Annotated in this window: 10 protein-coding genes and 1 pseudogene; 4 read left to right on the plus strand and 7 right to left on the minus strand. The window is 57.1% G+C overall.

What is annotated here, in order from left to right; translation table 11 throughout:
* Nucleotide 1: 1 nt before the first annotated feature.
* Entirely contained in the window at nucleotides 2-802 is an 801-nt protein-coding gene (locus OKC40_RS04915; RefSeq protein WP_042059290.1) for an alpha/beta fold hydrolase, read from the minus strand.
* 128 nt (nucleotides 803-930) lie between these two features.
* Between OKC40_RS04915 and ppk2 the strand changes: the two genes are divergently transcribed.
* Nucleotides 931-1,746 (plus strand): polyphosphate kinase 2, encoded by an 816-nt coding sequence (gene ppk2 / locus OKC40_RS04920; RefSeq protein ID WP_042059288.1) that lies wholly within the window; start codon nucleotides 931-933, stop codon nucleotides 1,744-1,746.
* A 112-nt stretch (nucleotides 1,747-1,858) separates the two neighbouring features.
* On the opposite strand, the gene OKC40_RS04925 is transcribed toward ppk2, so the two are convergent.
* The 5 genes from OKC40_RS04925 to yejK all read right to left on the minus strand — a co-directional run bounded on the left by OKC40_RS04925 (nucleotide 1,859) and on the right by yejK (nucleotide 8,345).
* A complete protein-coding gene (locus OKC40_RS04925; RefSeq protein ID WP_042059286.1) occupies nucleotides 1,859-2,995 on the minus strand; it encodes an ABC transporter ATP-binding protein in 1,137 nt (378 codons plus the stop codon).
* Nucleotides 2,996-3,063: 68 nt separating this feature from the next.
* Nucleotides 3,064-3,954, minus strand: a complete 891-nt coding sequence (malG, locus tag OKC40_RS04930; RefSeq protein ID WP_042059283.1) for a maltose ABC transporter permease MalG — start codon at nucleotides 3,952-3,954, stop codon at nucleotides 3,064-3,066.
* A gap of 12 nt (nucleotides 3,955-3,966) precedes the next feature.
* Nucleotides 3,967-5,619, minus strand: coding sequence for a maltose ABC transporter permease MalF (malF, locus tag OKC40_RS04935; protein ID WP_042059282.1), 1,653 nt, complete (start codon nucleotides 5,617-5,619; stop codon nucleotides 3,967-3,969).
* 75 nt (nucleotides 5,620-5,694) lie between these two features.
* Complete coding sequence (gene malE, locus OKC40_RS04940; protein ID WP_005333871.1) at nucleotides 5,695-6,876, minus strand: maltose/maltodextrin ABC transporter substrate-binding protein MalE; 1,182 nt, start codon at nucleotides 6,874-6,876, stop codon at nucleotides 5,695-5,697.
* 407 nt (nucleotides 6,877-7,283) lie between these two features.
* On the minus strand, nucleotides 7,284-8,345 hold the full coding sequence (yejK, locus tag OKC40_RS04945; protein ID WP_234606199.1) for a nucleoid-associated protein YejK: 1,062 nt from the start codon (nucleotides 8,343-8,345) through the stop codon (nucleotides 7,284-7,286).
* Nucleotides 8,346-8,418: 73 nt separating this feature from the next.
* Here yejK and OKC40_RS04950 point away from each other — a divergent pair, with 73 nt between their 5' ends.
* Together OKC40_RS04950 and OKC40_RS04955 are read left to right on the plus strand one after the other, a co-directional pair.
* Nucleotides 8,419-8,646: a YejL family protein gene (locus tag OKC40_RS04950; protein ID WP_005333874.1), complete on the plus strand. Its 228-nt coding sequence runs from the start codon at nucleotides 8,419-8,421 to the stop codon at nucleotides 8,644-8,646.
* 48 nt (nucleotides 8,647-8,694) lie between these two features.
* Entirely contained in the window at nucleotides 8,695-10,545 is a 1,851-nt protein-coding gene (locus OKC40_RS04955; protein ID WP_270794340.1) for a DUF3413 domain-containing protein, read from the plus strand.
* 85 nt (nucleotides 10,546-10,630) lie between these two features.
* Here the strand turns inward: OKC40_RS04955 and OKC40_RS04960 are convergent, their stop codons facing one another.
* The gene (locus OKC40_RS04960; RefSeq protein WP_270794348.1) at nucleotides 10,631-11,350 is read right to left on the minus strand and encodes a MetQ/NlpA family ABC transporter substrate-binding protein; all 720 of its coding nucleotides are present in this window, start codon (nucleotides 11,348-11,350) and stop codon (nucleotides 10,631-10,633) included.
* A gap of 166 nt (nucleotides 11,351-11,516) precedes the next feature.
* On the opposite strand from OKC40_RS04960, the pseudogene OKC40_RS04965 reads away from it, so the two are divergent.
* Nucleotides 11,517-11,799: pseudogene (locus OKC40_RS04965) on the plus strand (IS982 family transposase); the annotation flags it as partial.

The raw sequence follows: 11,799 nt of genomic DNA on the forward strand, positions 1-11,799 counted from the left end.
CTTACAGCGTGGCCAGAAACTCGGCCAGCGCCTGATTGACGAAGGCGGGGTTCTCCATGGAAGAGATGTGACCGGCCGCCGGGATCTCCTTGAACGGGCAACCCAGCACCTCGGCCATCAGATAGCCCTCCAGCACCGGACGGGCCTTGTCCTCGCAACCGGTCATCACCAGCGCGGGAATGGTGATCTCCTCCAGCCATTCGATGCGATCTTCGCGGGTCACAAAGCTGCGCCCCACCGCCACCATGGCGGCAATCTTCTCGCTTGGCCAGGCGGCCAGTCGCGCCTTGAACTCGGCCAGCAAGGCGGCATCGGGCTGGTTGGCAAAGAAGATAGGCGCCACTTGTTCGATGATGGGCGCCGGAATGGAACCAAGCTGCTCGATCGCAGCGAGCATGCCAAGGTAGCGTTCGCAGGTGATCTGCGGCTCGAGGCCGACAAAGCTGTCCATCAGCACCAGACCCTTGATACGGTCTGGCGCCATGTGCGCCAGCTCAACGCCCCACATGCCGCCGATGGAGAGACCCACCAGCACGCACTCCTCAATGCCGAGGGCATCGAGCAATGCCAGATGATCGCGCACCAGAGTCGCCAGGGTGCAGCCACCATCGGGGAGCAGGTCGGAATCACCGTGGCCCCACAGCTCGGGGACGATGCAGCGATAGCTGCCCTTGAGCGCGGCGATTTGCTGCGCCCACATGGCGCTGTCCCACAGATAGCTGTGGCCAAACAGCAGCACCGGGCCCTGCCCTTCGTCCAGATAGGCCATCCGGCGGCCCGCTATCTCCATAAAATGCTTCATGTTATCTCCTGTTGCCAGCGATGGGGGGGCAGTGTATCACGTCCCCCTTGGCAGGGGACGCCTCCCTGGTGCAAGCTGGAAGTGACTCAAAGAAGTCACCCATGAAAGGATGCCAAAAGGAGATGTGCATGGCGAAGGAGAAGATCAAGAAACGGCCGCGTCTGGACAAACAGTGCTACGAGCACCATCTCGCCCATCTGCAGGAGGAGCTGGTCAAGCTGCAGGAGTGGGTCAAGCAGGAGGGGCTGAAGGTGGTGGTACTGTTCGAGGGACGGGATGCAGCTGGCAAGGGGGGCGTCATCAAGGCGATCACCGAACCGCTCAACCCCCGGGTCTGCCGGGTCACGGCGCTGCCCGCCCCCTCGGATCGGGAGCGCTCCCAGTGGTATTTTCAGCGTTATGTCGCCCACCTGCCCGCTGCCGGTGAGATGGTGCTGTTTGACCGCTCCTGGTACAACCGGGCCGGAGTCGAGCGGGTGATGGGATTTTGCAGCGATGCCGAGTATCGCGAGTTTCTGCGCGCCTGCCCCGAGTTCGAGCGGATGCTGATCCGCTCCGGCATCACGGTGATCAAATACTGGTTCTCGGTCAGCGACGAAGAGCAGGAGAAGCGCTTCAAGGAGCGGATAAATACTCCCATCAAGCGTTGGAAGTTCAGCCCGATGGACTTGCAGTCTCGCTCGCGCTGGGTCGAATACTCCCGCGCCAAGGATGACATGTTCACCTACACCGACACCGAGGATTGCCCCTGGTTTGTAGTGGAGGCAGATGACAAGCGCCGTGCCCGCCTCAACTGCATCGCCCATCTGCTGGGCAAGGTGCCCTACGAGGCGATCCACTACGAGCCTATCAAGCTCCCCCCCATCAAGACCGAAGGCTATGAGCGCCCACCCCTGACCAGCCAGACCTTTGTTCCCGATATTACCGCCGACCTCGAAGCCTGAGCCCTGTCACCTAGCCTGAATTCCCCTAGGTCAGAATTACAGGCAATAAAAAGCCGGTCTGACGACCGGCAAAAAGGCATTGAATAATAAGGAAAACCAGCACAACAAAAAATCAGGTACGGATATATTTGGCGGTACGGGGGAACGCCTGCTCCTTGGCATCGAACAGGTAGCAGGCCTCGGCCGGAATACCCACGCTGTAGGTCTGACCGGTCGCCACATCCACATCCGAGGTGGCCTTGACGGTAAAGTCGTGACCATCCACATCCATATAGACAAAGGACTCGGCGCCCAGGTGCTCGGCCACCTGCACGATCCCGCTCACCTTGCTGTGCGCATGGGGGTGATCCAGCGGCATCAGGTGTTCGGGACGAATACCCAGCTCCACCTTGTCACCCACCGCGCCACTGCGGGCATCGACCCGGGCACGCACGGTATCGCCGGAGGTCAGCTTGACCACACACTCCTGCTCGCCAATCTCCAGCAACTCGCCCGCCAGGAAGTTCATCTTGGGAGAGCCGATAAAGCCCGCCACGAACTTGTTGTCCGGGTTGTGGTAGAGATCCAGCGGTGAACCGAACTGCTCCAGGTTGGTTTCCGCCTCGCCCTTGAGCGGGCTCAGTACCACGATCTTGTCGGCCAGGGTCATCGCTTCCACCTGATCGTGGGTCACGTAGATGATGGTGGAGTTGAGCTCTTTGTGCAGCTTGGCGATCTCGATCCGCATCTTGACCCGCAGCGCGGCATCCAGGTTGGAGAGCGGTTCGTCAAACAGGAACACCTGCGGCTGCTGCACGATAGAACGACCGATGGCAACCCGCTGACGCTGACCGCCGGAGAGCGCCTTGGGCTTGCGGTCCAGCAGCGGCTCGAGACCCAGGATCTCGGCGGCGCGCATCACCCGCTTGTGGATGTTCTCTTTATCCATCTTCTTGAGCTTCAAGCCAAAGGCCATGTTCTCGTAGATGTTCATGTGGGGATAGAGGGCGTAGGACTGGAACACCATGCCGACGTTGCGCTCGACTGGCGGCACGTCGTTCATGTAACGACCGCCGATGGTCAGCTCACCGCTGGTGATGTCTTCCAGACCCGCGATCATCCGCAGCAGGGTGGATTTACCGCAGCCGGACGGGCCGACGAAGACGATGAACTCCCCTTCCTTGATGGAGAGGTTGATGTTGCGCAGGGTGTCCTTGTGAACAGCCGGATCGTAATTTTTGCGAACGTTGTTGAGTACTACTTCAGCCATGACGAGCTCCGCTCTTGAATCTTTGCAAATCGTGATAGCGGGGGGAGTCAGCTCCCCCGGCCATAAACTTAACCTTTCACACCGCCAGCAGTCAGACCGCCCACCAACCAGCGCTGTGCCAGCAGGAACACCACTGTGATGGGGAAACCGGAGAGCACTGCGGCTGCCGCGAAATCACCCCACAGATAGTTCTGCGGATAGAGGTACTGCTGGGCCCCGACCGCCAGGGTCAGATTGTTCACATCCTGCAACAGGATGGAGGCCATGGGCACCTCGGTAATGGAACCGATAAAGGCCAGAATAAACACTACCGCCAGGATGGGTACCGACAGGGGCAACAGGATCAGACGGAATGCCTGCCACGGGGTCGCACCGTCGATGGCCGCCGCCTCCTCCAGCGAGGAGTCGATGGTCTCGAAATAGCCCTTGATGGTCCAGACGTGCAGGGCGATACCGCCCATGTACGCCAGGATCAGGCCACCGTGGGTGTTGAGACCGAGCCAGGGGATGTAGTCACCAATCTTGTTAAAGAGCGCGTAGATGGCTACCAGCGCCAGTACCGCGGGGAACATCTGGAAAATCAGCATGCCCTGCAGGATGGTGGACTTGCCACGAAAACGCAGGCGGGCAAAGGCGTAGGCACAGGTGGTGGAGAGCGTCACGATCATCAGGGCAGTGATGCCGGCGATCTTGATGGAGTTCCACAACCAGGTCAGCACCGGGAACGGCGGCGGCGTGATGCTGCCGTCGGCGTTGGTGATGGACATGCCCAGCGCCAGCTTCCAGTGATCCAGCGTCGGATTGGAGGGGATGATCTCCCCTACCGCGAAGTTACCGTTACGGAACGAGATGGCGATAACCATGATCAACGGGAAGATGATCAGCGCCAGGAAGCTCCACATGACCAGGTGGGTTGCCCACACCCGGTATTTGACTGATTTGGGTTGTACGATTGCCATGTTGAAGCCTCCTTACAGCTGCTTGTCGGCTTTGGACAATTTCAGGTTGAGCAGCGCCAGCGCACCTACGATGAGGAAGATAGCTGTGGCGATGGCACTGGCCAGACCGTAGTCCTGACCACCCGATCCCTGGAACGCAATCCGGTAGGTATAACTCACCAGCAAGTCGGTGGTACCGGCCGGGGTGCTGGCGCCGATGATGTCGGGCGCACCGTTGGTCAACAACTGGATAAGCACGAAGTTGTTGAAGTTGAAGGCGAACGAGGCAATCAACAGCGGTGTCAGCGGCTTCATCAACAGCGGCACGGTGATCTTGAAGAAGTTCTGCACCGGACCGGCACCGTCCATGGCGGACGCTTCATAGAGATCTTCCGGAATGGCTTTGAGCAGGCCCATGCAGAGGATCATCATGTAGGGGTAGCCGAGCCAGGTGTTGACGATCAGGATCATTACCTTGGCCAGGAAGGGGTTGGTATACCAGTCCGGCTTGATGCCAAACGCCGCTTCCAGGAACATGTTGATCTCACCGAAGTTCTGGTTGAACAACCCCTTGAACACCAGGATGGAGATAAACGCCGGGATCGCATAGGGCAGGATCAGCATGACCCGATAGAAACCGCGCCCCTTGAGCGACTCCCACTGCACCAGACAGGCCAGCACCATGCCGATAGCCAGGGTGAAGGCAACGGAACAACTGGAGAAGATCACGGTCCAGATAAAGATCTGCAGGAAGGGTGACTGGATGCCCGGATCGGTGACGATGCGCGCGAAGTTCTTCCAGCCCACACTGACCACGAAGCCGGGAGCCACGCCCTTGCCGACAAACTGACCCTGTTCGTCGATGTACTGATAGAAGCCGGTGTCACCGTTGGGCAGCATCAGCTGGCCATTCTGGGTATCACGCAGCAGGTTGCTGTCTTTGATCACCACGCCGGACTTGAGCACGGCGCCATCCATCAGCCGGGTGTACTGCTGCTTCTGGGCGGCAAACTTGCGCAGGCTGCTCAGGGTCAGGTGGGTACCGCCATCCGGCAGCACCAGATCCAGGTCACTCAGGTGAGTACGATGCTCAACAATGGCGCGGATCGGCGCGGCCTTGCTGGCGGCTTCGCCAGTCACGGGCTGCAGCTCGACCACTTGCTGGGTGTTCTGCACACGGCCCTCGCGGGACGCCAGCTCACGGGCCTTGTTGTTCATCAGGGAAACAGGTTGACTGATAAAGGATTGATCATCCTGTGTCAGCAGCAGCTGGAACTGGCCATTGTCGCCACCCAGCAGGGTAAAATCGAATTCACCGCCCGCCACCTTGTAGGTTTTCTTCAGGTGGTAGTCCCGTGCCTGCTCCACGGAGAGCAAGTTGGACCCCGAATAGTTGGTGAAGGCGATGCCAATCGTGTAGGCAAGAGGGAAGATGATAAACACAACCATGCCCGCAACACCCGGAAAGATGTAGCGATGGGCATAGGTCTTCTTGTTCATGAAGACATACAGACCGACGGAAACCACCACCAGATCCAGCAGCGCGAATACCCACTCGCCACTGGCGTACATCATCACGGCTGCGTAGCCGTTGAGGATGGCGACCAGGGCCGCTATGGTCCACTTAAGCCAGGTGTGCTTATCCTTCGGACCGGCATAGGACTCAACAGAAGGTACTACTTCCATGCCAATTAACCTTTATAACGCCAAGAGAGATTTGAGAGAGTGGGAGGCCATTACGGCCTCCCGGGTAGTGCGTGCTTACTGAACGATACGCTTGGCAGCGGTATCCAGTGCTTCGTCAACACCCTGACGACCGGAGGTCACGTTCTTGAGGGCAGTTTCGAAGGAGGACCAGAAACGGCTCATCTCGGGAACGGATGGCATCGGCTCGCCAGCCTGGGCGTTCAGCATGGTTGCCTTGATGTGCGGATCGGATTCCAGCGTTTTCTGGAAGGATTTCAGCGCAACGGCACCCAGCGGCTTGTCGGCGTTAACCGGTGCCAGACCGGCATCGGTCAGCAGGTAGTTTTCCAGGAACTCGATGGCCAGATCCTTGTTCGGGCTGGCGGCGTTGATGGTGGCACCCAGTACGCCAACGAAGGCTTTGGCCGGCTTGCCGTTCAGGGTCGGCAGCGGCGCTACGCCATACTTGATGCCGCTCTTGTCCAGGTTGCTCCAGGCCCAGGGACCGTTGATCATCATGGCCACTTCGCCCTTGTTGAACTTGGCGTCCATCACACCGTAGTCGATGCCTTTTTCCAGGTGACCGGACTTGATCATCTCGGAGATGTAGCCCACGCCCATCTTGGCACCTGCGTTGTTCACGCCGGTATCTTTAACGTCATAACCGGTAGCGGTTTTCTTGAAGGCGTAACCACCGTTGGCAGCCACCAGCGGATAGCTGAAGTACGGGGTGTCATAAGCCCACATGATGGCGCGCTTGCCGTTTTTCTTCAGAGTCTCGTCAATCTTGGCGATCTCTTCGAAGGTTTTCGGCGGCTCGGGCAGCAGGTCTTTGTTATAGATCAGGCTGACCGCTTCCATGGCAACCGGGTAGCCATAGGTTTTGCCGTCAACAGTCATGGCATCCCATGCCAGCTGTTCAAATTTGCCTTTGGTGGCAGCGTTCGGCGTTACCGGAACCAGCAAACCGGCTTTGACCCACTCACCGTAACGGTCGTGAGCCCAGAAGAAGATGTCAGGGCCGTTGCCAGTGGCGGCGGCTTGCTGGAATTTCACTTCAACCTGATCCGGGTGGGCCACAGTAACCTTGATGCCGGTTTCTGCTTCAAACTTCTTACCCACTTCAGCCAGACCGTTGTATCCCTTGTCACCGTTGATCCAGATGGTCAGCTGGCCTTCATCGATGGCAGCAGTAGCAGAGCAAGCGACGCCAAGAGTGGCCAGACCGATCAGGGATGACAGCAATTTCTTTTTCATGAGCCTTTCCTTGTATTAGTTCCGCGCTGTAAGAGCATTGTGTGCGAGATGAATATTATCCCAAGCGGCAAACGGCTCACATGACGCAACTCGCATTTTTGAAATGCAATTACGTATTTCCTTCCAGAAAGTTTTGAAAACATTTTCTTATTTCAGGGGGTTAAGGCCATTTATCGGCTTAATTACGGACAATGGCAGAATATTAATTACCAAAATGAAATAAAATTTCACGAATGAAAGGGTTTTCACCTCAATGAAAACCCTTTCAGGTGATTTATTTTGTTTGATTTGTTAACAAAGTACCGCAGCGGTTTCGAGGCATGCCGCGGCGCAATAAAAAAAGAGACCCCGCCGGGGCGGAGTCTCTTTTTGCCAGAAATGACGACTTGATCACACTACTGATCCCACTACGACTGACGCAGCAGCTGATCCTTGAGATTGGGCGGCACGCCCTTGATGGTCAGGGTGTCGGTCTGGGGATCGTAAAAAATGCGGCTGTTCAACAGCTTTTGCTCAAAGCTCAACGTGAGCCCTCCACCGGAGCCAACAAACTTGGTCAGGCCGCGCAGGGTAGAGCGATCCGCCGGGAAGCGATCTTCCAGCTCATACTCCTGACCGATAAAGCTGTAAAAATCGAGATCACCGTCGCCGCCATCTTTTGCGGAGAGTTCTGCTGACAGCTCCTTGATTTCGATCTCTTCACCGGCACTCGCCTGTTCGGTGCAATATTTGAAGACCTGCTTTTTGTAATCGTTGCGCTCGGTCGATTCGAGCTGGCGACTGTCGCAATAATCTTCGACCGCCTGCAGCAAGCCTTTATTTTGCACCTTGGCATCCATGCCCTCACGGGCACCCAGCAGATCCATAAAGAAGTCGCCCAGTTTGCGACCGATGCGTCCCTTGCTGAAGGTGATATAGCGGCGCGAATCGGCCTGAGTTTTCCATTCGGTCAAATCAATGCGGGCCACCAGATTGAGTTTGCCGATATCCAGATACTGGATATGACGCAATTCCAGCGCTTCGCTGACGGTGACGCTCTCCTTGCCCTCCAGCAGGGCAATCAGCAGATAATCGACCCCGACATAGTTGTATTTGGCAAACAGCAGCACCCCTTGCTCATCGAGGGCGTGCTCCACCAGCTGTTTGACCAGCATCTGGGTCACATTGACCGAGAAGGGAACGAATTCGGTCTGCTCACTGAGCAGTTGTTCGAGGGCGATACGAAACGCGGGTGAGGGCTGCTTGGGGGCCTCTTCCCCCGCCGCCAGCTCGGCGACGGCCGTTTCAGGGTCGGCAAAGAAGCCAAAGCCCTTGCCACCCTTGCCGTTATAGATCCGATGCAGTTCCGCCATCAGCCCCTGTACCGCCTCATCAGGAGGCAGGGTCTGGCTGCGGGTATCGGCGTGGGGTTGACCATCGCCGCCCTGGCGCAAGGAGTGAAGAATGATCTTGTCGATATCGAGACTCATGTCACAAAGCCATAGTGTTAGCCGAAAGGGTGAAGTATTATAAGGCGCTTTGAACCGAGATGAACTGAAGATTATGCCTATCGTATCAAAGTACAATAACGAGCAATTTGACGCCCTGATGAACGACCTGATCACCGCGCTGGAAAAGCATAAAGCGCCGGTGGATCTCAGCCTTATGGTGCTTGGCAATCTGACCACCAATATCATCAACGGTATGGCACCGGCCCAGCGCCAGGCCATCACTGAAAAGTTTGTCCAGGCCCTGACCGCATCGGTCGATAATCGCCACGACGCACACTGAGTCCTGCGACTCTGTTGATTTGACGTTTCTCAACGCAGATGGATCACTATGGTCGAAACCGGTAACCCCTATCGTGATAATGTCTCTCGCCTGATCACCTGGGGGCATTGGTTCTCCTTCTTCAACATTATCCTGGCCATGCTTATCGCTACCCGCTATCTGGGTGCCATCGGCTGGCCATCGACCACGCTTGGCGTGATCTATCTCGTTGTAAGCTGGATTGGCCACTTCTCGTTTCTGAGCTTCGTCACCTACCTGTTGACGGTCTTTCCGCTCAGCTTCGTGCTGCCCAAAGAGAAACCGCTGCGATTCATCTCGGCCATCATCGCCACCCTGGCGCTGGTGCTGTTGCTGATCGACACCCAGGTATTCCGGCTGTTCAAGTTTCACCTCAACAGTCAGGTATGGCAGTTGCTGCTGGATCAGGCACAGACCGAAGAGGGCTCAATCTGGAGCATTATCTTCGTCGCCGTGCCGACCATCTTCCTGCTGCAACTGCTGCTGTCGGCCTATGTCTGGCGCAAGATCAACAAGCGCAAGCGCCGCCAATACGGCAATCAGGTTGGGCTGGCCCTGCTGGTCTGCTTTATTCTGACCCACGTGGTCAACAGCTGGGCGGATGCGACCCTCTATCAGCCCATCACCATGCAGAGAGCCAACTTCCCCCTCTCCTACCCCATGACGGCCCGCTCCTTCCTGGCCAAACATGGCTGGCTGGATCTGGATCAGTACGAGAAGCAGGCGGCCTCCCAGGGTGATGACAGCGACAGCCGGATGCACTATCCGCTGCGCCCGCTCAACGTCAATGCGCCGCTGACCCACAGCAATCTGCTGATTGTGGTGGTCGACTCCCTGCGCTTTGACATGCTCAACAACATCAACATGCCCAATCTGCAGCGCTATGCGGATCAGCACCTGACGTTCCGCAACCACATGAGTGGTGGCAACGACGATCTGATGGGGATGTTCAGCCTCTTCTACGGCTTGCCCGGCCACTACTACAAGGACATCAGCAGCGACAAGCGTCCGCCGGTGCTGTTCGACGAGATGCTGCGTCAGGATTACCAGTTCGGGCTGTTCGGCGCGATGGAAGATGCCCAGAAGTATCGCAAGAGCATCCTCTCCGGCCTGCGCAAGCAGGTGTTTGTCTCCGAACAGATCGATGATGGCAAGCTGCTGACCGACTGGCAGCAGTGGCTCGGCAAGCGCACGCCGGAGCGTCCCTGGTTCTCGCTGGTCTATCTCTCGAGCCTAGGTGACTACCAGTTGCCCGCGACCATGAAGGGGCCGTTCCAGCCGGAGCTGGCCAACTTCAACCCGGCGACCGCCTATCGGGCGGAGAACCTGCAAAAGCTGGAGAACCGCTACAAGAACTCGGTCTTCTATACCGACCAGCTGCTTGAGCAGATGCTGACCAGCTTGCAGTCGCAGGGGATGGACAGCAATACCGTCGTCGTCATTACCGCCAACCACGGTCAGGAGTTCAACGACACCCGTAGCAACAGCTGGGGTGCGGGCAGCAACTACTCCCCCTATCAGGTACAAGTGCCCATGGTGATTGCCTGGCCGGGTCGCGACAGCCAGGTACTGGAACAGCCGAGCAGCCATCTCGATCTGGCCCCGACCCTGATGCAAGGGATGCTGGGGGTACGCAATCCGGCGCGCGATTACAGCATTGGTCGCAATCTGTTCGATACCACGCCCCGTAACTGGCTGCTGGCAGGGGATCAGAACGATTTTGCCATCTATCAGGGCGACACCATCACCCACTTCAACAAGCAGGGTGACTTCGAACTGCTGGAGCGCAACAGTTATCGCCCCATCAAGCACGGTACCCCAGATATGGGCGCCATGATCCAGGTGATGAACGAGCTGAACCGCTTCTATCGCAACCAATGAAGCCCCCGCTGATGGCTTGATACCATAAAAAACGCCCCGAATTCGGGGCGTTTTTCGTTTTATAGCCGGGCCACGTTCACGACTGTTAGCCACCCCACCCTTGCGGGTACTTGTAGCCGACGAAACGCTTGGCTGCATAGGCTTTGAACGCCGCCGAGTTGATGAAGTCGTAGCTGCGCTCCAGAAACAGTCCTTCACTGAACGGGATACCGTTGGAAGCGGCAAAGTTACCGTTGATCACCGAGAAGTCCACATCCTCCCGCGAACGGGGCAATTGTGCTGCTTCCAGCAACACCAGCTTGAGATTGTGCGGATTGTTCACCACATCAAACTCGCTCGCCTTGAGCGGGTTTATCCCCTCCTTGAGGGTGAGCCAACCGAGATCCTGCAGCATCAACAGCGCCCGCGCCTGATTGGTGGGATCGTTGGGGATGGCCACCGTACTTCCCTCTTGCACCTTGTCGAGCGCCGCCAGCTTGCCGGAGTAGAGTCCCATCGGGCCGGTTGGTACCTGGGTAATGGGCGCCAGCGACAAGCCGCGGTCTTTGGCAAAACTCTCAAGATAGGGTTTGTGCTGGAAACAGTTCACATCCAGTGATCCGTCAGCCAGAGCAATATTGGGGGTCACATAGTCGGTGAACTCCACCAGCTTGATTTTGTACCCCTTGGCCTCCAGCTGCGGCTTGATGGAGTCGGTCACCATGTCGGCAAAATCCCCCACCGTGGTGCCAATCACGATCTCCTGCTTGGTCGGCAAGGGGGCATCGGCGGCAACCGCAGAAAAAGCGAGGCTCCCTACCGCCATCGCGGCAATAAAGGTGCTGGCACCAGCAGCGGCGCGCAAGGAAGCAGTGAAAGAAGAAGGTAAGAAACCTGAACTCGGGATAAAAAACGGCGTAAAAAATGAACTCAATGCCCGTTCCAAGATCTGATCCTGCAGTGACAAAGACACTGACCACAAAGGAACGGGCATGGACAAGTTATTGGAACTCTTCTGTGATGTTGATGATTTTTGTGCCGTATTTATGCCTCAATGGCACCAGCAATTGTTGGTTAGCGGTCAGCGTCAACGCCAGCGTACCGGGCGCATGAGCGCGAGTGAGATAATGTGCATCATCATTGCTTTCCACATGTCACACCACCGGGATTTCAAAAACTTCTACAACGGTTTGCTCCAGCGCTATCACATGCAGGATTTTCCTCAATTGCTCAGTTACACCCGGTTCCTCGAGATGATGCCATCCGTATTGGTCC

Origin of the sequence: Aeromonas sp. QDB11 (assembly GCF_027705265.1) — a bacterium.
Classification (GTDB): Bacteria; Pseudomonadota; Gammaproteobacteria; order Enterobacterales; family Aeromonadaceae; genus Aeromonas; species Aeromonas allosaccharophila.